Genomic DNA, 23,933 nt, shown 5'->3' on the forward strand with positions numbered 1-23,933 from the left:
CGAACGGTGGGCACGGGGCGCCCACCCTACGCGACTAACACGCGCATGCGAATGGTGGGCACGGGCCGCCCACCCTACGGCTCTGTCGTCTTGTAGGGTGGGCGCCCCGTGCCCACCACACATCGATCTACCCTTCCATCTTCCTGAACCGCCACACGGCCAGCGCCGCGAACAGCAGCGCAAATCCCAGCTGCGCTCCCATCGCCGGCAGCACGGCACTCATGTCCATGCCGCGCCAGGTGACGGCGTCGAAACCCTCCACCGCCCAGCGCGTCGGCATCGCCAGCGAAGCCTGCTGCAGCCAGGCCGGGAACATGAAGGAGGGCACCCAGGCGCCGCCGATCATCACCATCAGCAGGGTCGCGAACATTGCCATCTTGCGCGCCACTTCCGGCGTCTTGCCAAAGGCGGCGACCAGCACGCCGAAGCTGGCCGTGACCAGCGCGAAGCACAGGGCGATGCCGGCAAAGCCGCCAAAGCTCGAGATGTGCACGCCGAACACCAGCACCGCGAACAGGAAGATCAGGCACAGGATGGCGAAGGCGATCAGCGCGCTCGACGCGGCGCGCGCCAGCAGCAGGGTCGAAAGCGAGACCGGCGCCGCCAGCAGGCGGTTCCAGACGCCGCTATGACGGGCATGCAGCAGGGCCGTGCCCATCTCGATGCCCATGAAGAGCAGGAACTGCACGCCCATGCCGGCAAAGGCATGCGCGAAGGGATTGTAGCCCTGCGGGCCGTTGCCGCTGCCTGAAGCGAGCGCCTCGTCGCGCGTCGTGAACGGCATCGTCAGCCCGGCCTTGGCGGCGCCGGCCTGCTCGTCCTTCGCCGGCAGCGACTGGTAGGTGATCACGCTTTCCAGCACGCCGCGCAGGGCCGCCGTCTCGGCGTCCTGCGGCCGCGCTTCGAGGGCGTGCAGGTTGCGCTCGTTGACTTCGCGCCCGCCCGGCCCGCCGAACATCTCGCCGGAGACCACCTGCATCACCTGCTGGGTCAGCATGCCCTTCACCATCGACAGCACGGCTGGTTGCGACGGGTCGTAGAGCAAGGCGATTTCCGGCTTGTCGCCGGCGCCGAACAGCGCCTGCCCGGCCGCATTGCCGAAGCCGGCCGGGATCACGATCGCCGCCTTGCGCTTGCCGGTGCGGACGGCCTGGCGCGCTTCGTCCATGTTCATCTGCGCCACGGCGAGGCTGGCATCGCCCTTCAAACCGGCCGCGACGTCGCTCGCGGCCTTGCTGGAATCGTTCAGCACCAGCGCGATCTCGATCGCGCTGCCCTGCTTTTCTCCGCCGCCGAACAGGAAGCCGAAGAAGGAGGCGATCACGATCGGCAGCGCCAGGCTCATGAGCAGCGCGCGGCGGTCGTGCAGGAACAGGTACAAGTCCTTGCGGACCAGGGCGAGGAAGGCGGTCATGTCAGTCGCGCAGGCTGCGTCCGGTGAGGTGGAGGAAGATGTCTTCGAGGCGGGTGCGGTTGGTCGCGAAGCCCAGCGCCTGGCAGCCCGAGCGTTCGAGCCAGCCCATCACGGGCAAGGCGTCGTGCGCATCCTTCAGCCCGATCGCGAGCCGCAGGCCGTCGAGCCGGACATCCGTCACGCCGGCCATCGCGCGCAGGCCTTCGAGCAGGCTCGGCTCCGGCTCGCCGGCCAGCTCGACCTGCAAGGCGGCCTGCGAAGGCAGGCGCCGCTGCAGGCCCGCCGGGGTATCGTCGGCCAGCACGCGGCCGCCGTCGATGACGACGATCTGGTCGGCCAGGCGCTCGACTTCTTCCATGTAGTGGCTGGTGTAGACCAGCGCGCAGCCTTCATCGCGCAGGCGCTCGAGGATGTCGAAGATGGCGTTGCGGCTCTGCGGATCGACGCCGACGGTCGGTTCGTCCAGCACCAGCAGCTCGGGCGCATGCATCAGGGCCGCGCCGATGTTCAGGCGCCGCTTCATGCCGCCCGAGAAGGTCGACGGCTTGTCGCGCGCGCGGTCCTGCAGGTTGACCTGTTCCAGCACGCGCTGGGCGCGTTCGCGCTGCAGTGCGCGCGGCACGCCGTACAGCGCGCCGAACAGCATCAGGTTTTCGATCGCCGGCAGTTCCTCGTAGAGCGCCAGGTCCTGCGGCACCAGGCCGATGCGGCGCTTGGCCTCGCTCGCCCCCGGCCCGAGCTGCTCGCCACGCACGCGCACGCTGCCGGCGTCGGGCGCCAGCAGGCCGCACAGCATGCCGACCGTGGTCGACTTGCCGGCGCCGTTGGGACCGATCAGGCCGAGCGTCTGCCCGGCCTTGACCTGGAACGAGACGCCGTCGACGGCACGCCGCGCGCCATAGGATTTCGCCAGATTCGATGCTTCCAGCAGCACGTTCATGTCACCCCCAAATGTTTATTCGTGGCGGTGCTGTGCCGCCCGAACTTTCTTGTCTGCGGTGTTGCCTAATTCTCGGGACCTCGTCCCGCACATACTGCAAGGAGCGCATCATGGCTATGCACCTCTCGACCCGGCGCTGGCAGGACCAGGGCATCCTGCTGCTCGCCATCTGGCTCATCGTCTCGCCCTGGGTGATGGGTTACCCGAGCGATTCCCAACCGGCCGTCAACGCCACCATCGCGGGCGCCATCATGGCCGCCCTCGCCGCCTTCGACCTCTATAAAACCTATGCCTGGGCGGTATTCCTGAACATCATCCTCGGCATCTGGGTCGCCGTCTCGCCCTGGCTGGTGAACGTCATGCGCGACACGGCGATGAGCGCCAGCATGCTGGTGGTCGGCCTCGCCACGATCGTGCTCGGCATGTGGGAACTGCGCACCGACCCCGAGCTGCACCAGCAGTGGGCCGGCACGTGATCGCGGCCTTTTCTTCCAGTGTTCGTGAGCGTGTGAAAAAACTCCAGGGCAAGGCGCATCGTTAAAGACAGTACGCTAGTACGGCGAAACGATGCAACGCCGCCCTGGAGGATTTTTCACACGCTCACAGCGCGCTGCGTACGACCTGGCCGGACCACTCGAAAGCCGCCATCTCGAGTTCGACCAGGTCGTCGCCGCTGTCGGCCAGCTGGTTCAGGGCCGGCATCACGTCCTCGCCCTCTTCCATCCGCTCGAAGGATTCGGCCAGGCGCAGCAGTTCGCCGAAGAAGCCGCTGCGCTTGAGCAGCGCGTTCGCCACTTCCTCGCTCACCGGGATCTGTTCGACCAGGTCGTCCATCGGCACGCAGAACAGCGTATCCATCAGCGACATGATGCCGACCGTGAAGGCCATGTCGGCGACGTGGCGCTGGCCCGGGCGCAGGCGTTCGGCCAGCAGCTCCATCAGGCGCGCGCGGGTACTGGCCAGCATCAGCAGCGGCGTTTGCGTGTGGCCGCGCGTGCCCGGCTCGGCATACAGCATGATCTGCAGCCAGCGCTGCAGCTGGCGCCGGCCGAGCACGACCAGGGTCTGGCCGAGCGAATCGATGCGCTGGCGCAGGCCGGCCGCCGGCGTGTTCACGATGCGCAGCAGGTTGATCGATAAAGTCACGTCGCGCTTGATCGCGCGTTCGATCACGGCATTGTCGGCGTCCGAGACGACCAGGTTCATCAGGTCCAGCACGGCCAGCTGCGAAGGCGACAGCTTGCGCCCGGCGATCACCGAGGGACGGGCGAAATAAAAGCCCTGGAAGTAATCGAAACCGAGGTCGAGGCAGGTGCGGTATTCGGCCTGGCTCTCGACCTTCTCGGCGATCAGGCGTTTACCGGTTCCACGCAGGCGCGGCACCAGCGACAGCATCGTCACCACCGGCATCGCGCGCAGGTTGACCTTCACGTAGTCGAGCAGCGGCAGCAGGCGGCCCAGGCGGCTGCCGTGGACGCTGGCCTCGGCAGCGAACTTGAAGCCGTGGCCGGCCAGTTCCGCCAGGCGCCACAAGATAGGCTCGGTGGCCTCCACCGAGCCCACCAGCTCGAGCACCGTGCGCTCGCGCGGCAGGAAAGCGAAGATATCGCTCATCAGGGCTTCGCTGTCGATGTTCAGGAAGGCGGTGGCGTCGCCCACCGCGCGCGGCAGGCCGAGCTGGGCCGCGTGGGCCAGCACGCCGGCCGTGGCCGAGAGGTCGGAATCGATGTCGGCGCTGTTGTTCGGGGTATTGCGGAACAGCAGTTCGTAACCAAACAGAGCCTGGTTGCGGTCCAACAGCGGCTGGCGCGCAAGGTAGAAATGTCGCAGCTGCAAAGGCTGGGATGCCTGGTCTAGGCTGGCGGTATCGGTCATCGCGGTCGCGTGGTCAGGTTCAAGCTGTTCACTCTACCGCATTCTCGGCAATTAGTGGATTTTCGGCATTATTTTTCTTAAAAAATGATACAGAAAATACAACTTCATGCCGCAAATCGAATCAAATTGGCGCACCGTCGACGAAGACCAGTAACTCGCCCGGCGCGAACGCGGTCCAGGTTTCGTTGGTCGTCAGCGGTTCGGTGACGATGATGGCGACCCGGTCGTTGGGCGTGGTGACCTGGGAAAAGTCGACCGACAGGTCTTCGTCGGACAGGCAGGCGGTGACGAAGGGATACTGGCGCACCACGTAGCTGAGCTTGGTCGAGCAGTGCGCGAACAGGGCCGTGCCGTCCGACAGCATCATGTTGAAGGTGCCGTGATCCGAGACACTGCGTACCAGTTCGCCCAGCACCGCGCGCAGGGCCGGCAGTGCGGGCGGCGTATCGCCGAAGCGGCGGCGCAGTTCCTGCAGCAGGAAGCAGAAGGCGCGCTCGCTGTCGGTGTTGCCGACGGGGCGGAAGGCGCCGTCGAGATGCGGATGGAACTCCTTGAGGTCGCCGTTGTGGGCGAACACCCAGTAGCGGCCCCACAGTTCGCGCACGAAAGGATGGCAGTTTTCGAGCGCGACCTGCCCTTGCGTGGCCTTGCGGATATGAGCGATGACGTTGGTCGACTTGATCGGGTAACGCTTGATCAGTTCGGCAATGGGCGACGCAATGGCGGCCTGGTGGTCGACGAAATGGCGCACGCCGGCGCCTTCGAAGAAGGCGATGCCCCAGCCGTCGTGGTGGGTGTCGGTGCGGCCGCCGCGATGGGCAAAGCCGGTAAAGGAGAACACAATGTCGGTAGGGACATTGCAGTTCATTGCGAGGAGTTGGCACATGGTGAAGAGCTTACCATGTGGCCTGGGTAGGCCGTAACGGCCGATTGTTTCAAGATGTGATGCAAAGATGCTGCGAGGCGCAGGGCGAACGCGGCACCGGTCTTTCCCGGTGCCTGCATCCCGTTATGTCCCTGGCCGTCTGTGGGGCATTCTCCAGCTGGATGGCGGGCTGCTTAGTGCAGCACGACCGGCTGGCTCATCAGCGTGTCGTAGGAGCCGAGGAAATCGTCGATTTCTTCCATGGTCGGCTCGCTTGCGATGAGGTTGTTAACGTCGCGGCGGAACGATTGTGCCAGTTTGCCGCCGATGAACGCTTCGCGACGGCCGGCCTTGTCGACGATCTCGTAACCGCCGAAGCGCAGGGCTTCGAGGTCGCGATCGACGCCAAATTCGACCACGCTGTACTGTTCGCTGTTATAGATCATGTTCATGATGACTCCTTCTCTCGATCAAGTGTCTGAGCAGCCGCGCGGCGGCGGGCGACTGGCTTCGACTTCAGTGAAGAGGTGGGGCTCGCCCAAGCAATTTCAAGAGTGCAGGTCGGGCGTGAGGGCCAACAGCTGATCGTATGGTGCGCTGCTCAACCATGATCGCAACTGGTCCAGGTGCGCCGTGTCGGCCACGCCGATGAACAGGCGCGCCGGCCGCTGGCGCAGCAGACGATTTAATGTAACACGCATGACGAGATTTCCCGCGCAGCACAGGCAACCGGGTGCGATGCGCGAGATCAGGATTTTCTCGGAAATTTCCAGCGTCGGACTGCCATCCGAGAGGCCTTCCAGGATCACGGCAACCGTGTCGCTACGGGGCGTAGCGAGGTCGTGCAAGGCGTCGGCAATGGCCGCTTCGCGCAGGGCCGCGGAGGGCCCGGTGACCAGTACCGTAGGAATCGGATGACGCAAAGAAGAGCCTGATGGGAAGGGGCCAGCCCGAACGGGCTGGCGAGGGAAAAACTTATCCGCCGCGCTTGCCGAGCTTGCCCGGTTCGACGCCGAGCTGCTTCAGCTTGCGGTACAGGTGGGTGCGCTCGAGGCCGGTCTTTTCGGCCACGCGCGTCATGCTGCCGCCTTCGCGGCCGAGATGGTGTTCGAAATACATGCGCTCGAAGGCATCGCGCGCTTCGCGCAGCGGCAGGTCGAAGGACAGCGTATAGCCCTGGGTTTCGCCATGCCCGACCACGCCCACGCGGGCGCCATTGAGCGGCGCCGGTGCGGGCTGGGCTGCGAACATCGGGTTGCTCACGGGCGGCGCTTCGGCCACCGGAGCCGGCATGACCGGACGCGGCGGCGGCACCGGCGCGCGCGCCACTTCCTGGGCCCGGGTCAGGCCTTGCTGCACCGCTTTCAGCAGTTTCTGCAGGGCGATCGGCTTTTCCAGGAAGTTCAGGGCGCCGATGCGGGTGGCTTCGACGGCGGTATCGATGGTGGCGTGGCCCGACATCATGATGACGGGCATGGTCAGCAAGCCGTCGCGCTGCCACTCCTTGAGCAGGGTGACGCCGTCGGTATCGGGCATCCAGATGTCGAGCAGGACCAGGTCGGGCGCCCCGGCGGCACGCGCTTCGCGTGCCTGCTGCGCATTTTCGGCCAGCGTGATTGCGTGGCCTTCGTCTCCCAGGATTTCCGAGAGCAGCTCGCGGATGCCCATTTCATCATCAACTACGAGTATGTTCGCCATCGTTGCCTTCCGTCTCCACCCGAGTTAACAGTTGTATTCGAGTCGTGATTCTATTCCCGTTTTACGCTTCGGCCAAGTTCGCCTCTTGTGCTAACTTTAACAGCAAAATGAATACTGACGCGCCACTTCCGTCCGGACGGTTCTGAACATCAATGCGTCCACCGTGCTCGTCGATGATCTTTTTCACCATCGGCAGGCCCAGGCCGGTGCCGCGCGCCTTCGAGGTGACATAGGGTTCGAAGGCCCGCGCCAGGATCTTCGGTGCGAAACCGGGGCCGTTGTCGAGGATGGCCAGGCGCACCGCCTCCCCCGCCGTGCCGTCGGCGCCGGTATAGCGGATGATCTCGGTGGCGACGTCGATGCGCGGCTGGTGCACGTCGAGGCCGCGGTCGGCCAGCGCGTCCTGGGCGTTCTGCAGCAGGTTGTGGATCACCTGGCGCAGCTGGGTCGGGTCGCCCATCACCTTCGGCAGGTTCGGCGTCAGGCTGGCGTGGATGATGTCGGACGCGTCCTCGGCCAGGTACAAGGTCAGGATTTCTTCGATCAGCGCATTCAGGTCGAGCGGCTCGAGCACTGCCGGCGGCGTGCGCGCATAGTCGCGGAAGTCGTCGACCATGCGCTTCATGGCGTCGACCTGGTTGACGATGGTGGTCGTGGCGCGCGCCAGCAGCGCGGCGTCGGGCGCTTCCAGCTTGTCTTCCAGCTTCATCTGCAGGCGTTCGGCCGACAGCTGGATCGGGGTCAGCGGGTTCTTGATCTCGTGCGCCAGGCGCCGCGCGACCTCGCCCCAGGCCACCGAGCGCTGGGCCGAGATCACGTCCGAGATATCGTCGAACACGACGATGAAGCCGCTGCCCACGCCGACCGGCAGGCGCGAGCCGCGCGCCAGCAAGGTGGTGTCGTGGTCGTCCGCTGCGCCGTTGCCGCCGCCGCTGCCACTACTGCGGCGAGGAATCTCGATCTGCTGCTGCCAGTGGGTGCGCTGGCGCGCGGTGCCGGCGGCCGACTGCGCGCTCTGGGCCGAGAAGGCGCGGGTGACGGCGACGGCAAAGGTCTCGAGGCCTTCGATCTTCGAGAGCGGCCCGTTCAGGTGGCATTGTTCCATCTGCAGGATGCGGCAGGCGGCCTCGTTCGAATTGACGACTGTCCCTTCGGCGTCCAGCACCAGCACGCCGGCCGACATATTCGCCAGCACCGATTCCAGGTGGGCCTTGGCGCTTTGCAGGGCCGCGCGGTTGCGCTCGACGGCGCTTCTCGCCTCGAACAGCTGGCCGGTCATGGCATTGAAGGACTGGGTCAGCGTGCCCAGTTCGTCGCTGGTCTCGACGATCGGACGCGGAGAAAGGTCGCCCTCGGCCACCGCCTGCGTGCCCTCGGCCAGCACCAGTAGCGGCTGGGCCAGGTTCCCCGCGATCAGGACCGCGCTGCCGATGGCGCCGAAGATCGCCAGCAGCAGGGTCAATGTCAGGGTCTCGATGTACATGCGGCGCAGGCCGTCGCGCGCGACCGAGCGCTGCTGGTATTCGGAAAACGCGCTTCGCAGCACCTCGGCATTCGACGCCAGGTTGACCGGCACCGTCTGCATCAGCTGCAGGTAGCGCGGCGCGGCGCCGGGCGGCTCGGGCACGGCCAGCACCGCGCGCAGGCGCAGGCTGGTAGCGGCGTCGAGCGCGTTGGAGTCGTTCGCGCCATTCGCGCCGTTCGCCGCATTCTCGCGGAAGTCGAGTTCGATCCCGCCCTCGGCGCGCGCGTAACCGCCGGGCATGGCGGCCTGGCGCACCATCTGCGGATTCGGCAGGTCGGCGGTGAGATCAGCGCGCCGGTCTTCGCTGGCACTGGCGACCAGCTTGCCGTTGGCGTCGAGCAGCAGCGCGCTCTGCATGCCTTCGGTATCGGACACCAGCTGCGACAGGGTCATCTGGGCGCCGGTATCGTCCTGGCCGGACAGGGTCGCGGCCACCGTCTGGCCCTTGGCCGAGAGTTCGGCCAGCGACTCGTCGAGCGCGGCGTGGCCCAGGTTCAGGCCGGACTGCAGCGCGGCCTCGATCTTGACGTCGAACCAGGACTCGATCGAATGCGAGACGAACTGCACCGACACCATGAAGATGATCAGGCCGGGCAGGATGCCGATGCCGGCGAACAGCAGCACGAGTCTCGCCATCAGGCGCGAACCGAAGCGGCCCGCCTTATAACGCGAATACAGGCGGCCGAGGGCGACGACGACGAGGATCAGCAGCAGGAACGCGATCGTCGCGTTCAGGCCGAGCAGCCAGGAATAATAACGGTCGAAGAAGCCGGAGTTGTCCGAGGCCGAGGCAAGCAGGAACAGCAGGATCGAGACGACCGCCCCGCCGACTACCAGCGCATAGCGCATGGCCTGGTTCACGCCTTACTCCGCACGGTAATTGAAGGTCTTCCGGTTCGAGGCCAGGTGCCAGTCCGAATTGCTGAACGCGTTCACCTGCAGCGGCTTTTGCAGCAGGTCGCGGTTCATGTACATGCGCAGCGTGACCTCATAGGTCTCGCCGTGCTTGAGCGCCCCTTTCGGCGCAATCAGCCAGCGCGCGGGACGCCGGATCTGGAACATGGCTTCGTCCAGGGTCTGGTAAGTCTGCTGGACGCTGCCGCCCATCGACACATAATACTGCCGCAGCAGCACGTCGTAGGAAATGCTCACCGTGCGCTTGGTCGAGACGGCGCGGTCGTCGCGCCAGTACCAGCGCGGGCGCGTCAGTTCGATCTCGGTGGTGAAGTACAGTTTGACGCCGTGCTGCAGGGCGTCTTCCAGGTCGCGGTTCAGGTCGAACGAGTAATTGGCGGCGAGACGGTAGCCTTCGTCGGACGCCTCGATCTTCGCCAGCGTGATGTCGATCCCGTCGGCCGCCTGCGCCGTTGCGCACGCGAAGACCAGCAGGAGCTGGCAGGCGAGGAGGCGAAAGAATCGTAAAGTCACAGAGGGCCGGAACCTGAATAAATTGAACGGATGGTGCGGAAACGTTACGCCGCCTTCTTGTGGAACAGGGCGTAGAACAGTCCGTCATGATCGAGCCCGGCGCCGCTCGAGGGAAGCAGCTGCCCTGGCGCATCGAGGCGGACGGCGTCAGCATGGCGTGCCGCAAACGCGGCGGCCTGCGCCTCCGATTCCTGGGGCCAGAGCGAACATGTCACAAACAGCAATTTACCATCGGCCCGCAGCATCTGCCAAAGATTGTCGAGTATCTCACTGGAAAGTGTTGTAAGTTGGCGCGTGTCGGTCTTGCGGCGCAGCCAGCGGATGTCCGGGTGGCGCCGCACGATGCCCGAAGCCGTGCACGGCACGTCGGCCAGGATGCGGTCGAATTGACGGCCATCCCACCAGTCCTGGGTCTGTGCTTCGGCCGCCACCAGGGTGCTTGATAAGCCCAGCCGGCCCAGGTTGTCGCCCACGCGCGCCAGGCGCTGCGGGTCGGCATCGACCGCGGTCAGCTCGACATCGGCCAGCTCCAGGATATGGCCGCTCTTGCCGCCCGGCGCCGCGCAGGCGTCGAGCACGCGCATGCCCGGCTCCAGGCCCAGCAGGGGCGCGGCGAGCTGGGCGCCGGCGTCCTGCACCGAGACCAGGCCGTCGTGGAAACCCGGAATCTGCGACACATTCGTCGCCTGCTTCAGGCGCAGCGCGCTCGGGCCGATCCGGTCGGCCTGGAAGCCCGCCTCTTCCAGGCGGCGCAGGTAGTCTTCGACGCTCGTCTTGCGGGTGTTGACGCGCAGGGTCAGCGGCGGATGGCGGTTGCCGGCCGCGAGGATCGCTTCCCAGTCGCGCGGATAGGCCGCCTTGGTGGCGTCGATCCACCATTGCGGATAATTCCAGCGCGCCAGCGGCTGCTTGATGGCGGTGGCGACGAGGGTCTCGCGCTCGCGCAGGAAACGGCGCAGCACGGCGTTCACCATCGCCTTCGCATGGGCAAAATCGGGGTGGCGGCTGGCCGCCGTCACCGCCTGGTCGACCACCGTGAAGGGCTCGTAGGCGGCCTGCTCCCCTTCCGGCGGATCGAGCAGCACCAGCGCGCATTCGATCAGGCCGACCAGCATCGGCACGTCCGGCGCCTTGGTCGTCATCAGGCCGAGCAGGGTTTCGGCACGCCCGAGGCCGCGCATGCTGCGGTAGGCCAGGTCCTGGATCGCGCCACGGCCCTGGGGCGTGACTTCATAGGCGGCGAACACGTTCGACAAGGCCTGCGGCAGCGCGGTGCCGTTCCGCACCTGGGCCACAGCGCTGGCCGCGCCCAGCATGGCCAGGGCCAGCGAATCGGCCGGCAGGTCCGGGCGGTAGGCCTGCTGGAACTGGGGTTTGACCTCGTAGCTCGGGCGCGGCGCCGCGGGCCTGCGCGGTGCGGCTGGCGCCGGCTTGGCTTCAGGCTTTCTCTCGACCTTCGCCGGCTGGCCCGCCGGCTTCGGCCGGGCGTACTGCGCGGCCGGATTGGCGGGCTTGGCTGCGGGCTTGCCGCTGGCAGCCTTGGGCTTGATGGTGAGCGTCGGGCGCTTGTCGGTCATGATGGCGGGTCAATACGGGAAAGACCCGCATTGTACCGGCTCCGCCTTTGGTCGCGCTTAAAGAGAGCACCTGACAAAATCGCCATGGCGGCGTTGCAGCGCCTCGCCGTACGCTCGTACTGTCTTCGCGGTCCGCCGATGCGGCGCTGCGCCTTGCCCTGGCAATTTTGTCAGGCGCTCTAAACCGCCGGGGGGCTGTGGCGGCCAGGCCCGTATTCGGCATTGCAGCAAACCAGTATAATGAATCAGTCTGCCGTGGCCGCGCCACCGCCTTACCGAACTTATCGACTCAATTATGCTCGCCCAACAAAAACAAGAGATCGTTGCCCTCTTCCAGGCCGCCCTTGCGCCGATCGTCGCCGGCACCGATCTGACTCCCAACATCGTCCTGGAACGCCCGCGCGATCCAAGCCACGGCGACGTCGCCTGCAACATCGCCATGCAGCTGGCCAAGCCCCTGAAGACCAATCCGCGCGAACTGGCCACGCGCCTGGTCGCCGCCCTGCAGGCCGACCCGCAGGCGGCCAGCATCATCGAATCGCTCGAGATCGCCGGCCCGGGCTTCATCAACCTGCGCGTGGCCGCCAGCGCCAAGCAGTCGGTGGTGCGCACCATCCTCGAGCAGGGCGAGGCCTTCGGCCGCGGCACCTCGGGCGACGGCCACCACGCCATCATCGAATTCGTCTCGGCCAACCCGACCGGCCCGCTGCACGTCGGCCACGGCCGCCAGGCCGCGCTGGGCGACGCCTTGTCTTCCCTGTTCGAAGCCCAGGGCCACCAGGTCACGCGCGAGTTCTACTACAACGACGCCGGCGTGCAGATCGCCACGCTGGCCAATTCGGTGCAGGCACGCGCCCGCGGCTTCAAGCCGGGCGACGCCGAGTGGCCCGAGTCGGCCTACAACGGCGACTACATCGCCGACATCGCCGCCGACTTCCTGGCCGGTAAAACCGTCTCCGCCAGCGATGGCGAACCCGCCACCGGCAGCGGCAACGCCGACGACATCGAATCGATCCGCCGCTTCGCGGTCGCCTACCTGCGCAACGAGCAGGACCAGGACCTGCAGGCCTTCGGCGTCAAGTTCGACAATTACTACCTCGAGTCCTCGCTCTACGCCGACGGCAAGGTCGAACAGGCGGTGCAAGCTCTGATCGACGCCGGCGTCACCTACGAGCAGGACGGCGCCCTGTGGCTCAAGACCACGGACTACGGCGACGACAAGGACCGCGTGATGCGCAAGTCCGACGGCACCTACACCTACTTCGTGCCAGACGTCGCTTACCACATGCAGAAGTTCCGCCGCGGCTTCGACCAGGCGATCAACATCCAGGGCAGCGACCACCACGGCACCATCGCGCGCGTGCGCGCCGGCCTGCAGGCCGTGAACATCGGCATCCCGCAGGGCTATCCCGACTACGTGCTGCACAAGATGGTCACCGTCATGAAGGACGGCGAAGAAGTCAAGATTTCGAAGCGTGCCGGTTCCTACGTGACGGTGCGCGACCTGATCGAATGGTCGGGCAATGGCGACATCACGCGCGGCCGCGACGCCGTGCGCTTCTTCCTCATCTCGCGCAAGGCCGATACCGAATTCGTGTTCGACGTCGACGTCGCCCTGAAGACTTCGGATGAAAACCCGGTTTATTATGTGCAGTACGCCCACGCGCGCATCTGCTCGGCCCTGGCCAACTGGGGCGGCGACGAAGCGTCGCTGGCCAATGTCGACCTGTCGCCTTTGACCACGCCGCACGAAGCCGGCCTGCTGTCGAAGCTGGCCGCGTATCCGGAAATGCTGCAGCGCGCCCAGGCCGAACTCGGCCCGCACCAGGTCGCCTTCTACCTGCGCGAACTGGCCGGCGAGCTGCACAGCTACTACTTCGCCCATAAATGGCTGCTCGACGACGACGAGCCGCTCAAGCTGGCGCGCCTGGCCCTGGCCACGGCCACCCGCCAGGTGCTGCGCAACGGCCTGGCCCTGATCGGCGTCTCGGCGCCGAACAAGATGGAACGCGCCCCGGCGCAAGACGAACCGCAAGCATAATCAAGAGATCATGACCGCCACCTTACGTTTTCCTTCCCGCCAGCGCGGCAGCACCCTGACCGGCATCATCATCGGCCTGATCATCGGGCTGGGTATCGCGGTGGCGGTCGCGCTGATGATCACCAAGGGCGCCTCGCCCTTCACCGACCGCTCGAACAAGATGGGCCGTCCGGCCGATCTCGAACCGAGCCAGGCCAACGATCCGAACAAGCCGATGTACGGCAACCGCGACGCCGCGCGCGAGGCGGCCAAGCAGCTGGCCGAGCGCGAAGCAAAGAAGGCGGAGGCAGCCGCGGCACCGGCGCCGGCGCCGGCAGCGGCACCTGCTCCGGCACCGGCCGCCGCGACCGAATCCGATCCGCTCGGCCAGGCGATCGCCGGCATGACGGCGGCCAGCGAGCCGAAACCGGCCAGGGCACCGGCGGCAGCGCCGGCTGCGGCTCCTGCGGGTGCACCGGCAGCGCCGGCCGCGTCGGCCGCGGGCGCCGACGACAAATACATCTACTATCTGCAAGCCGGCGCCTTCCGCGACATGTCGGACGCCGAAGCCACCCGCGCCAAGCTGGCCCTGCTCGGCTTCGAAGCCGCGATCAGCGACCGCGCCAGCGACAGCGGCACCCTGCACCGCGTGCGTTTGGGCCCGTTCAACCAGGTCGAAGCCGTGAACAAGGCACGCGCCAAACTGCTCGACAGCGGCATCGATGTCGCGATCGTCCGCAATCAACGATAAGCAACGATAAGGAAAACGCTTGATGAACATGCTCCGCCGCCTGCTGTGCACCGCCGCCCTGCTGACCCTGAGCGGTGTCGTTTCCGCCGCCCCCGCGGGTCCCGTGGCTCCGAAGGAAGGCGTGCACTACAACGTGCTGCCGCAAAAGCTGGACACCCCGGCCGGTAAACCAGTGGAAGTCATCGAGTTCTTCGCTTATTACTGCCCGCACTGCAACGTGTTCGAGCCGCTGCTGGCCGACTGGGTGAAAAAGCAGGGCAACAACATCGTGTTCAAGCGCGTGCACGTGGCCGGCGGCGCACGCGTGCTGCCGCAGCAGCGCCTGTTCTACGCGCTCGACGCGCTCGGCCTGGTCGGCCAGTACCACACCAAGGCCTTCGCCGCCATGCACGAGCAGGGCGTGCGCTTCGCCAACGACCAGGAAGTGATCGACTGGGCCGCGAAGTCCGGCATCGACCGCGCCCGCTTCACCGACGCCTACAACTCCTTCGGCGTGCAGGCTAAGGCGCGCCGCGCCGGCGCCATGATGAACGAGTACCGCGTCGACCACTGGCCGATGGTCGCGATCGACGGCCGCTTCATCACCTCGCCGTCGATGGCGAACCCGGAAGGCTCGCCGGCGCAGACCGAAATCGATCAGCAGAAGGTGGCGCTGCAGGTGATGGACGCACTGGTCGACAAAGCCAAAGCGGACAAGAAATGACCGGTGCGGCCGAAGCCGGCCGGGTCTTCATCACCGGCGCTTCGAGCGGTATCGGCGCAGCCCTGGCGCGCGAGTATGCCGCGCGCGGCGCCAGCCTTGGCCTGCTTGCACGGCGCGGCGACGCATTGACTGGCCTGATCGCCTCCCTCCCCCATCCTGAACGCCACCGCAGCTATGCGCTGGACGTCCTCGACCACGCCGCGCTGGCGGCAGCCGCCGCCGACTTCATGGCCGCCCACGGCGGCGCCGACATCGTCATCGCCAGCGCCGGCATCTCGCACGGCACGCTCACCGAGCGGCTTGAGGACCTGGCCGTGTTCGAGAGCGTGTTCGCCACCAACGTGACAGCCACCGTCGCTACCTTCGCGCCTTTCGTCGCGTCCATGAAGGCGCAGGGCACGCCCTGCCGCCTGGTCGCGATCGGCAGCGTGGCGGGCGTGCGCGGCATGCGCGGCGCCGGCGCCTATTGCGCCTCGAAAGCCGCGGTGCACGCCTACTGCGAATCGCTGCGCCTCGAACTGCACGCGACCAAGATCCGGGTGGTGACCATCGCCCCCGGTTATATCGATACACCCATGACCCGCAATAACCGTTTCCCCATGCCTTTCCTGATGCCGGCCGAGCGTTTCGCGGCCCAGGCTGCGCGTGCCATTGCGCGCGGCGACAGCTACCGCGTCCTGCCCTGGCAAATGGGCGCCGCTGCCAAGCTGCTGCGCGCCCTGCCCAATGTCGTCTTCGACCGCGTGTTCGCACATGCGCCGACCAAGCACCGCAAGGAGGCCGCATGAACCCCGCCGCCATCGCCGCGCTGTCGCAGTCCGGCGTTGCCGTCGAAGTGGTCGAGGAGACCGGCTCGACCAACGCCGACCTGCTGGCGCGCGCCGCTACCCTTTCGGGGCCGCTGCTGCTGGTCGCCCGCCAGCAGACCGCCGGCCGCGGCCGCGCCGGCCGCAGCTGGCTGTCCTCGAGCGAAGGCTCGCTGACCTTCTCGCTGGCCTGGCACTTCGCGGGCGGCCTGCCGCGCCTGACCGGGCTGCCGCTGGCGATCGGCGTGGCACTGGCCGACACCCTGGAGCGCCTGGGCGTGCAGGTCGGCCTCAAGTGGCCGAACGACGTGCTGCGCGACGGAGATAAACTGGCCGGCATCCTGATCGAGACGCAAGCGGCGTCCCAGGGCGGCGTCTGGGCCGTGATCGGCATCGGCCTGAACCTCCTGATGCCCGACGAACTCGAGGCGCAGATCGGGCGCAGTGTGGCCTCCCTGCCCTGGCTGGCGCGCATGGACCGCGACGAGCTCATGGCAGCCCTGCTCGACGGCCTGGCAGGCGCGCTGCGCGAATTCGAACGCGCCGGTTTCGCCGCCTTTGCCGCGCGCTGGAACCTGCGCCATGCCTGGCAGGGCGAGACGGTGACGGTACTCGATGGCGGGACCGTGCTGCACGAAGGCAGCGCCGCCGGCGTGGACGACGCCGGCCGCCTGCTGCTCGACACGCCTGAGGGCCGCATCACGGTGCTGGCCGGCGACGTGTCGCTGCGCGTGAAAGGTGCCGAGTAAATGCTGTTGTTGATCGATGCCGGCAACACGCGGGTGAAATGGGCGCTGGCGGCGCCCGGTGCGGCGGCCGGCGAATGGAGTGAGCTGGGCGCGGCCCTGCATGCAGACCTCGACGCCGCCGGCGCCGCCTGGCAAGACCGCGGCGTCACGCGGGCCCTCGTATCTAACGTGGCCGGCGCCGAGCTGCGCGCGCGCCTGTCTGCCCTGCTCGGGACCATCGATACCGAGTGGTTCGCGTCCAGCGCCGCGCGCGCCGGCCTGGTGAACGGCTACCGCGAGCCGCAGCGCCTGGGCTGCGACCGCTTTGCCGCCGCGATCGGCGCGCGTGCGCTGGCGCCGAATCAGCCGCTGGTAGTGGCCACCTGCGGCACGGCGACCACGGTCGACGCCATTACCGCAGAGGGCCGCTTCATCGGCGGCATGATCCTGCCGGGCCTCGCATTGATGGCCGGCGCGCTGGCGAAGAACACGGCGCAGCTGCCGCAGGCGACGCCAGGTGCGGCACCGCCGCCGCTGTTCGCCGACAATACGAACGACGCGATCGTCTCCGGCTGCCTGTCGGCCCAGGCCGGCGCGATCGAGCGCGCGGTAGCAAGCCATGGGGACGCGCTGTGCATCCTCTCGGGCGGCGCCGCGCCGTATATCGCGCCGGCGCTCAAGTGCGGCCACCGCCTGGCCGATAATATCGTGCTGGTCGGCCTGCATGCGGTGGCGCTGACGGATTGAGAATGGGAGATCGGACTTGCTGAGATTCGTTTTCTGGGCTTTGCTGTGCGCGAACGCGCTGCTGTTCGCCTATGGCCGCGGCTTGCTCGGTTCCTTCGAGGCCGAGACGCACGAGCCGGCGCGCCTGCGCAACCAGCTGGCCGCCGACAAGCTGGTGCTGCTTTCCGGCGCGCAGGCGCAGGCGATCGCGGAAGCGGCGGCGCCTGCCGAAGAGGAGAGCGAAACGCCGGCGCCGGCGCCTGCCGCCGTACCGGTCGCCGCCGTGCCGCCCTCCCCCGCCGTGGCGTGCGTCGAGACCGATGCCTTCGCAGCCGGCGACGCCCGCCGCTTCGAGACGCGCCTGGCGCGCCTGGACCTGGGCGCGCGCCAGACCCGCCTGACGGTGCCCTTCCAGGAAGTGACCAGCCACCTGGTCTACCTTCCGCCGGCGAACGGCAAGGAAGGCGCCGACCGCCGCACCGCGGAGCTGCGCGAGCGCGGCGTGACCAATTCCTTCGTGATGCAGGGAGACTCGCCGCTGAAGTGGGCGATTTCGCTGGGCGTGTTCAAGACCGAAACGGCGGCGCGCAGCGAGGCGGCGCGTTTGACGAAGCTCGGCGTGGCAGGCGTACGCGTGCTGCCGCGCGGGCCGCAGTCGCAGCGTTTCGCGTATCGTTTCCGGGACATCGATGCGGCGATCCGCAACCAGATCGTCGAGGCCGGACGCGGGATGCCGGCGGCCGTTTTACATATTTGCCGCTAAGGTTTGCATAAACACGTACGCGTGGAGTCAGGACTCCACCCTACGTAAACCGATATTCGTAGGGTGGAGTCCTGACTCCACGCGTCAACGCACGCCGATAAACCCTAGCGCTTGACGACGATCGGCTTCAAGCCCAGCCCCGACGGCAGCGATTTCGCCGCCTGCTGCGCCTCCGCCCGCGTCTCGAACGGCCCGCCATACAAGCGGTGCACCGAACCCGCCGGCGCCACCTCGAGGCTGCCCACCGACACCCCCGCGTCCGCCAGCTGGCGGCTCATCTCCTGCGCCTTGTCCTGCGCCTTCTCGGCGCGGCTGTAGGCGCCCAGCTGCAGCCAGAAGCCGGCGGCGGCCGTCGCGGTGCTGAGGCCCTGGACCGGCGTCGGCTTCACCGCTGCCGCGCTGTCGATCTGCACCCGGTCGTCCAGCATTAGCGCCGCGATGTCCGGCGGCGCCGGCGTCACCTCGAGCGCCTGCGTCTTCGAGACGGCGGCGCGGCGGATGGTCGCTTCGCGCGCCGGATCGTTCGGGAACAGGCGTTCGATCTCGACCTCGTGGCTGCCCTTGCCCAGCAAGCCAAGTTTCAAGGCCGCCGTGTACGAGACGTCGACGATGCGGCTGGCGTGGAAGGGACCGCGGTCGTTGATGCGCACGACCACCGTCTTGCCGGTGGCGATGCTGGTGATGCGGGCATACGAGGGAATCGGCAGCGTCGGATGCGCGGCCGTCATCTTGTACATGTCGTAGGGCTCGCCCGAGGAGGTGCGCTGGCCGTGGAATTTCACGCCGTACCAGCTGGCCACGCCGCGCTGGCTGAAGGGTTCTTCGTGCAGGATGGGATTGTAGGTCTGGCCGAACACGGAATACGGGCGGTTCGCCCATTTCGCGTAGGGCTCGGCGCGCACGACGGCGTCGGGCACCAGCTCCAGGCCGGGCGGGATGTTGCGGCCCGGGCCGTCGTCCTTGTAATAGCCGCCGCGCCCGGAACCGGCCGCCGGCAGCGCGACGTCGCCGTGCTCGGTCGTGACCTTGTGTTTCCACGGCAGCGGAATCAGTGGCTTGTGTTCGCCAGTGGTTCCGCATCCGGTCATCAAGGCCGCGAGGGCGATGACCGCCGGGAGTAATCTCGGAGCGGTCATTGCGCCCTCCTTTTTATGTCTGCACCAGTTTCCGGTGACGTTGTATGCTCATCAATATGCCCGCGCCGAGGCCAAGCGTGATGAACGCGGTGCCGCCATAGCTCATGAATGGTAGCGGAACACCCACCACCGGGAGGATACCGCTCACCATGCCCATGTTGACAAAGGCATACGTGAAGAAAATCATCGTGATCGCGCCGGCCAGCAGCCGCGAGAACAGATTCGGTGCGTTCGCCGCGATCATCATGCCGCGGCCGATCAGCAGCAGATAGATTACCAAAAGAATCAGGTTGCCGACCAGTCCAAATTCTTCGGAATAGACCGAGAACAGGAAATCGGTGGTTTGTTCGGGCACGAACTCGAGCTGGCCCTGGGTCCCCTTGCCGTAGCCTTTGCCCATGATGCCGCCCGAGCCGATCGCAATGGTCGACTGGATGATGTGGAAGCCCTTGCCGAGCGGGTCCGAGGTCGGGTCGATCAGGGTCATCACGCGTTCGCGCTGGTAGTCGTGCAGCATCGACCAGGCGATCGGCATGCCGGCCGCGCCGGCGGCGGCGAGGCCGGCGATCACTTTCCACGACAGGCCGGCCAGGAACAGGACATAGAAGCCGGAGGCGCCGACCATCAGCGCGGTGCCGAGGTCGGGCTGCTTGGCGATCAGCGTGAACGGAATCAGCAGCAGGATCGCTCCCACCACGAAGGACTTCCATTCCCCCACCTTGGCCCGGTTCTGGAAATACCAGGCCAGCATCAGCGGGGTGGCGATCTTCAGTATCTCGGAGGGCTGGATGTCGACCCCCACGTGCAGCCAGCGCCGCGCGCCCTTCTTGATGATGCCGAACAGGGCGACCGCGACCAGCAATGCGACGCCGAAGGTGTACACGGGCACCGCCAGGCGCATCAGCGTCTGCGGCGGGATCAGGGCCGCGATCCACATGACGACGAAGGCGAGCAGGAAGTTGCGCATCTGCGCTTCGACCCGGCCCGGGAATTCGGCGCCGGCCGAGGACATCGTGATCACGCTCGTGGTCAGCAGCATGAACAGGACCATGGCGAGCGGCCAGTCGAAGACGGTGAAATACGGCTTCAGCCGGCGGCTGAGGGAACGCCGCTCCGGATAATAGGCCATCTGTTACTCCTTGGTGGGAACCGGCGCGGTCAGCGGGGACGCTGCCGCGGCAGGGGCGGCGGGCGCTGCGGCGGCCTTGGGAGGGACGGCAGCGGGCACGGCGGCCTTCGGTGCCTGGCCGGCGCGCGCAGCGGTGACGGTCGGCTTCGCGCCGGGCGCGGTCTCGTCCGTCTTGGGCGGCGGCGGGCGCTTGCCGAGCAGGTAGTAGTCGAGCGCCTTCCTGGCGATCGGCGCCGCCGAAGCCGCGCCGAAGCCGGCGTTCTCGACCACCAGCGCGATCGCGATGGTCGGCTTGTCGGCCGGCGCGAAGGCCGTGTACAGCGCGTTGTCGCGGTGGCGCTCGTCGATCGCGTGGGCGTTGTACTTCTGCCCTTTCAGGCCGATCACCTGCGCGGTACCGGTCTTGCCGCCCGAGATATAGCCGGCGTTGGCAAAGGCGCGGCGGCCGGTGCCGTAGGCTTCCTGGGTCACGCCGACCATCGCGCTCTTGATGAAGTCGATGTTCTCCTGCTTGAGCGGAATGCGCCGGCTTTCCTTCGGCACGGTGAGCGTACGCTGGCGCGTCGCGCCGTCCTCGATCAGCTTCACCAGGTGCGGCTTCATAACCACGCCGTTGTTGGCCAGGTTGGCGATCGCGTGCGCCAGCTGGATCATGGTGTAATTATTAAAACCCTGGCCGATCGAGACCGAGATGGTGTCGCCGCCGACCCACTTCTGGGCCGCGCGGTTGCGCTTGAAGCGGTTCGCCTTCCATTCCTTGGACGGCAGCACGCCCGACTTCTCGTGCTCGAGATCGATGCCGGTCGGCTCGCCGAAGCCGAAGTGATGCATGAAGGCCGACAGGCGGTCGATGCCCATCTCGTTGCCGAGCTGGTAGTAATAGGTGTCGCAGGACTCGGCGATCGAGCGGTACATGTCGACGTAGCCGTGGCCGCCCGGCTTGTCGTCGTTGAAGCGGTGCCCGCCGAGCATGAAGAAGCCCGGATCACGGATCGCATCCGACGGCCGGCGCAGCCCGTATTCGAGCGCCGCCAGCGACATGAAGGGTTTGAAAGTCGAACCCGGCGGATAGGTGCCCGACAGCGGACGGTTCATCAGCGGCTTGTCGAGCGAGGTATTGAGCTCGTTCCAGCTCTGGCTGTCGATGCCGTCCACGAACAGGTTGGGGTCGAAGCCGGGACGCGAGACATAGGCCAGCACGTCGCCCGTTTCGGGCTGGATGGCGACAAAGGCGCCGCGCTGGTCGCCGAAGGCTTCCTCGACCACCTTCTGCAGTTCGATGTCGATCGACAGGATCAGGTTGCTGCCCGGGACGGGCGGACGGCGCGACAGCGTGCGGATCGCACGCCCGCCGGCAGAACGCTCGACTTCCTCGTAGCCGGTGGTGCCGTGCAGCTGGCGCTCGTACTTCTTCTCCAGGCCTTCCTTGCCGATGTGTTCCGTGCCGTTGTAGTTGGCGGCGTCGTCGCTCTCGCCGATGGCGTCGGCCTCGCGCTGGTTGATGCGGCCGATGTAGCCGACCACGTGCGAAGCGACCTCGCCCAGCGGGTACTGGCGGAACAGGCGCGCCTGCACCTCCACGCCGGGGAAGCGGAAGCGCTGCGCCGTGAAGCGCGCCACCTCGTCGTCGGTGAGGCGGGTGCGCAGCGGCACGCTGGCGAAGCTGCGCGATTCTTCCAGCAGGCGCTTGAAGCGCTTGCGGTCCTTCGGTTCGATCGCTACCAGCTTGGCCAGCTCGTCGATCACCGAGTCCATGCTGGCCTGCAGTTTCGACGGCGTGATCTCGAGCGTGTAGGCCGAGTAGTTACGCGCCAGGACGACGCCGTTGCGGTCGACGATCAGGCCGCGGTTGGGCACGATCGGCACCAGCGCGATGCGGTTGTCCTCGGCCTGGGCGTGGTATTTGTCGTGCTGGATCACCTGCAGCCAGACGAAGCGCGCCACCAGCAGGCCGAAGCAGACGAACACCAGCCCCACCAGCACGGTCAGGCGCAGGCGGAAGCGGTGGATCTCGCGGTCGCTATCTTTAATTTCGGTCATCGCACTACTGCAGGATCAGATCGGACGGGTATGGTCGCGGTCCACGGCGCGGCGCTGCGGCGCCAGCAGCAGCCAGGTGATGACCGGCCACAGGGCGACGGCGACCGCGCTTTCGATGAAGTGCAGCCAGCCGGGGAAGCGGCCGGTTGCGAAGAAGTGCACCAGCGACTGGATCGCCTGGGTCAGCAGCAGCAGCGGAAACACGTGCATGGCCTGGGTCAGCACCGGGAACCACAGCACGCGGCGGTGGATCATGGTGGCGACGTAGGACAGTAGCGTGTAGGCCAGCGCGTTCTCGCCCAGCAGGGTCGCGTCGTGCACGTCCATCAGCAGGCCCATGGCGAAGGCGACGCCGATGCCGACTTTTCTCGGCTGGTGGATGCCCCAGAAGACCAGCACCAGCGCCACGAAATCGGGCGCGCCGGTCCACTGGCCCCAGGGCAGCAGGTTGAGCATGAAGGCGCAGGTCAGGCTGAACGCGATGAACAGCGGGCTGACCGGCAGCAGGATGTAGTTGGGACGATGTCCGGGCATTACGCGCCCTCCTTGCGAATCGTCGGCTGGGCCGGCGCGGTGATGGCTGCGGACGGCGGCGCGGCCGGGCGCGCGGCGCCGGTCGCGGCAGGCGCGGTCGTGGCCGGAGCGGCCGGCGGATTGGCGGCAGGCTGGGTGCCGGCCGGCGCGGGGGCGCGCACCGGCACCGGCGCCGTGCCTGCCGGCGCGACGGGCGTAACGGCGCCGTTCGCGGCGGGCGCGGCAGGTGCGGCCACGCCCTGCTGCTGCGCCGGCACACCCTGGGCCGGCAGCGGCGAAGCCGCCAGCGGCGGCGCCGGGACCGGTTCCATCTTCGGCAGGTTGCGGCGCGGCGCGCCATGGGCCGGCGGCGCAGGCGGATCGGCCGGACGCGGCTCGCGCGCCACCTGCGACATCACGATCAGGAGCTGGCGGTTGCGGTCAACGCCGCCCAGCGGCTGGCAGACCACGCGGCCGAAGGCGCCGGCGGCGACCTTCTCGACCTGGATGACCTTGGCCACCGCCAGGCCGGCCGGATACATGCCGTCCAGGCCCGAGGTGACGATCACGTCGCCGACCTGGATGTCGGCGTCGGGCGCGACGAAGCGCAGGTCGAGCAGGCCGGAACGCCCGCGGCCATAGGCGATGCTGCGCAGGCCCGAGCGCAGCACCTGCACGGGAATCGCCTGCTCGCGGTCGGTCAGCAGGGTGACTTCGGAGGTAAAGGGAAAGACGCGGGTGACCTGGCCGATGACGCCGGCGTTGTCGATCACCGGCAGGCCGAGCTGCACGCCGGCGCGCGCGCCGCGGTCGAGAACGATGCGGCGGGTCGAGGGATCGCGCGCGTCGTACAGGATCTCGCCCATGATCGACTGCACCGGCAGGTGCTCGCGCGCTTCGAGCAGGCGCCGCAGGTGGGCGTTCTCGGCCATCTGGAGCTGGGCCTGCTGCATCGACTGGGCCTGCGCGACCTGCTGGTTCTTCAGCTCGCGCACTTCATTCTGCAGGCTCGAGAGCGAGGAAAAATAGCCGCCCATGCTGGAGACGGCGTCGCGCGGCATCAGCGCGGCCATCTGCAGCGGATAGAGCACGGTGGCGGCGACCTGGCGCACGGTACTGAGCACGTGCATGCGCGCATCGACCACCAGCAGCACCAGCGACACCAGCGCGAAGACCGTCACCTTGACCCGTGCGGGAGCGCCCTGTTTGAAAAGCGGCGGAGGACTGTAATCCATGAATTTCAATAATGGCAGCAAAGCCGCCCATGATTAGCGCAGCGGGCGGCTGGCATCATGC

Annotated in this window: 23 protein-coding genes; 8 read left to right on the plus strand and 15 right to left on the minus strand. The window is 67.3% G+C overall.

Annotated features, from left to right (window positions below):
• Window positions 1–127: 127 nt before the first annotated feature.
• Both ACFPQ5_RS07635 and ACFPQ5_RS07640 read right to left on the minus strand, forming a co-directional pair.
• Entirely contained in the window at window positions 128–1,414 is a 1,287-nt protein-coding gene (locus ACFPQ5_RS07635; protein ID WP_379753049.1) for an ABC transporter permease, read from the minus strand.
• Window position 1,415: 1 nt separating this feature from the next.
• Window positions 1,416–2,354, minus strand: coding sequence for an ABC transporter ATP-binding protein (locus tag ACFPQ5_RS07640; protein ID WP_379753052.1), 939 nt, complete (start codon window positions 2,352–2,354; stop codon window positions 1,416–1,418).
• Window positions 2,355–2,464: 110 nt separating this feature from the next.
• On the opposite strand from ACFPQ5_RS07640, the gene ACFPQ5_RS07645 reads away from it, so the two are divergent.
• Window positions 2,465–2,830: an SPW repeat protein gene (locus ACFPQ5_RS07645; protein WP_379753054.1), complete on the plus strand. Its 366-nt coding sequence runs from the start codon at window positions 2,465–2,467 to the stop codon at window positions 2,828–2,830.
• Between the two features lie 124 nt (window positions 2,831–2,954).
• Here the strand turns inward: ACFPQ5_RS07645 and ACFPQ5_RS07650 are convergent, their stop codons facing one another.
• From ACFPQ5_RS07650 to rsmB, 8 genes are all read right to left on the minus strand, one after another.
• On the minus strand, window positions 2,955–4,229 hold the full coding sequence (locus tag ACFPQ5_RS07650; RefSeq protein WP_379753057.1) for an EAL and HDOD domain-containing protein: 1,275 nt from the start codon (window positions 4,227–4,229) through the stop codon (window positions 2,955–2,957).
• A 121-nt stretch (window positions 4,230–4,350) separates the two neighbouring features.
• The gene (locus ACFPQ5_RS07655) at window positions 4,351–5,115 is read right to left on the minus strand and encodes a class II glutamine amidotransferase (protein ID WP_379753060.1); all 765 of its coding nucleotides are present in this window, start codon (window positions 5,113–5,115) and stop codon (window positions 4,351–4,353) included.
• Window positions 5,116–5,288: 173 nt separating this feature from the next.
• A complete protein-coding gene (locus ACFPQ5_RS07660) occupies window positions 5,289–5,546 on the minus strand; it encodes a BTH_I0359 family protein (protein WP_027865841.1) in 258 nt (85 codons plus the stop codon).
• A gap of 96 nt (window positions 5,547–5,642) precedes the next feature.
• Window positions 5,643–6,017: a GTPase gene (locus ACFPQ5_RS07665; protein WP_379753063.1), complete on the minus strand. Its 375-nt coding sequence runs from the start codon at window positions 6,015–6,017 to the stop codon at window positions 5,643–5,645.
• Window positions 6,018–6,069: 52 nt separating this feature from the next.
• A complete protein-coding gene (locus ACFPQ5_RS07670; RefSeq protein WP_379753066.1) occupies window positions 6,070–6,792 on the minus strand; it encodes a response regulator in 723 nt (240 codons plus the stop codon).
• A 61-nt stretch (window positions 6,793–6,853) separates the two neighbouring features.
• Window positions 6,854–9,178, minus strand: coding sequence for a sensor histidine kinase (locus ACFPQ5_RS07675; RefSeq protein ID WP_379753069.1), 2,325 nt, complete (start codon window positions 9,176–9,178; stop codon window positions 6,854–6,856).
• A gap of 3 nt (window positions 9,179–9,181) precedes the next feature.
• Window positions 9,182–9,745 carry a DUF4390 domain-containing protein gene (locus ACFPQ5_RS07680; RefSeq protein WP_136223136.1) on the minus strand — a complete coding sequence of 188 codons (564 nt, stop codon included), beginning with the start codon at window positions 9,743–9,745 and terminating at the stop codon, window positions 9,182–9,184.
• Between the two features lie 44 nt (window positions 9,746–9,789).
• The gene (rsmB, locus tag ACFPQ5_RS07685; protein ID WP_379753073.1) at window positions 9,790–11,322 is read right to left on the minus strand and encodes a 16S rRNA (cytosine(967)-C(5))-methyltransferase RsmB; all 1,533 of its coding nucleotides are present in this window, start codon (window positions 11,320–11,322) and stop codon (window positions 9,790–9,792) included.
• Window positions 11,323–11,617: 295 nt separating this feature from the next.
• Between rsmB and argS the strand changes: the two genes are divergently transcribed.
• The 7 genes from argS to ACFPQ5_RS07720 are packed head-to-tail and all read left to right on the plus strand — an operon-like array spanning window position 11,618 to window position 17,819.
• On the plus strand, window positions 11,618–13,363 hold the full coding sequence (gene argS / locus ACFPQ5_RS07690; RefSeq protein WP_379753076.1) for an arginine--tRNA ligase: 1,746 nt from the start codon (window positions 11,618–11,620) through the stop codon (window positions 13,361–13,363).
• A 10-nt stretch (window positions 13,364–13,373) separates the two neighbouring features.
• Complete coding sequence (locus tag ACFPQ5_RS07695) at window positions 13,374–14,093, plus strand: SPOR domain-containing protein (RefSeq protein ID WP_379753079.1); 720 nt, start codon at window positions 13,374–13,376, stop codon at window positions 14,091–14,093.
• A gap of 22 nt (window positions 14,094–14,115) precedes the next feature.
• On the plus strand, window positions 14,116–14,796 hold the full coding sequence (locus ACFPQ5_RS07700; RefSeq protein WP_379753082.1) for a thiol:disulfide interchange protein DsbA/DsbL: 681 nt from the start codon (window positions 14,116–14,118) through the stop codon (window positions 14,794–14,796).
• On the plus strand, window positions 14,793–15,584 hold the full coding sequence (locus ACFPQ5_RS07705; RefSeq protein ID WP_379753085.1) for an SDR family oxidoreductase: 792 nt from the start codon (window positions 14,793–14,795) through the stop codon (window positions 15,582–15,584). Before ACFPQ5_RS07700 ends, ACFPQ5_RS07705 begins: the two co-directional genes overlap by 4 nt.
• The gene (locus ACFPQ5_RS07710; protein ID WP_379753088.1) at window positions 15,581–16,351 is read left to right on the plus strand and encodes a biotin--[acetyl-CoA-carboxylase] ligase; all 771 of its coding nucleotides are present in this window, start codon (window positions 15,581–15,583) and stop codon (window positions 16,349–16,351) included. The genes ACFPQ5_RS07705 and ACFPQ5_RS07710 overlap by 4 nt, the downstream gene beginning before the upstream one ends.
• Complete coding sequence (locus tag ACFPQ5_RS07715) at window positions 16,352–17,077, plus strand: type III pantothenate kinase (RefSeq protein ID WP_379753091.1); 726 nt, start codon at window positions 16,352–16,354, stop codon at window positions 17,075–17,077.
• Between the two features lie 16 nt (window positions 17,078–17,093).
• Window positions 17,094–17,819, plus strand: a complete 726-nt coding sequence (locus ACFPQ5_RS07720; RefSeq protein WP_379753094.1) for an SPOR domain-containing protein — start codon at window positions 17,094–17,096, stop codon at window positions 17,817–17,819.
• A gap of 104 nt (window positions 17,820–17,923) precedes the next feature.
• On the opposite strand, the gene ACFPQ5_RS07725 is transcribed toward ACFPQ5_RS07720, so the two are convergent.
• Genes ACFPQ5_RS07725 through mreC form a run of 5 tightly spaced genes read right to left on the minus strand, consistent with a single transcriptional unit; the run spans window position 17,924 to window position 23,872 of the window.
• Complete coding sequence (locus ACFPQ5_RS07725) at window positions 17,924–18,955, minus strand: septal ring lytic transglycosylase RlpA family protein (protein WP_379753097.1); 1,032 nt, start codon at window positions 18,953–18,955, stop codon at window positions 17,924–17,926.
• A 13-nt stretch (window positions 18,956–18,968) separates the two neighbouring features.
• Window positions 18,969–20,084, minus strand: a complete 1,116-nt coding sequence (gene rodA, locus ACFPQ5_RS07730) for a rod shape-determining protein RodA (RefSeq protein WP_379753100.1) — start codon at window positions 20,082–20,084, stop codon at window positions 18,969–18,971.
• Window positions 20,085–20,087: 3 nt separating this feature from the next.
• On the minus strand, window positions 20,088–22,124 hold the full coding sequence (gene mrdA, locus ACFPQ5_RS07735; RefSeq protein WP_379753103.1) for a penicillin-binding protein 2: 2,037 nt from the start codon (window positions 22,122–22,124) through the stop codon (window positions 20,088–20,090).
• 15 nt (window positions 22,125–22,139) lie between these two features.
• Window positions 22,140–22,658, minus strand: a complete 519-nt coding sequence (gene mreD, locus ACFPQ5_RS07740) for a rod shape-determining protein MreD (protein WP_379753106.1) — start codon at window positions 22,656–22,658, stop codon at window positions 22,140–22,142.
• A complete protein-coding gene (gene mreC / locus ACFPQ5_RS07745) occupies window positions 22,658–23,872 on the minus strand; it encodes a rod shape-determining protein MreC (RefSeq protein ID WP_379753109.1) in 1,215 nt (404 codons plus the stop codon). Before mreC ends, mreD begins: the two co-directional genes overlap by 1 nt.
• Window positions 23,873–23,933 lie beyond the last annotated feature (61 nt).

This window comes from Massilia suwonensis, assembly GCF_042655665.1.
Lineage (GTDB): Bacteria > Pseudomonadota > Gammaproteobacteria > Burkholderiales > Burkholderiaceae_D > Telluria > Telluria suwonensis.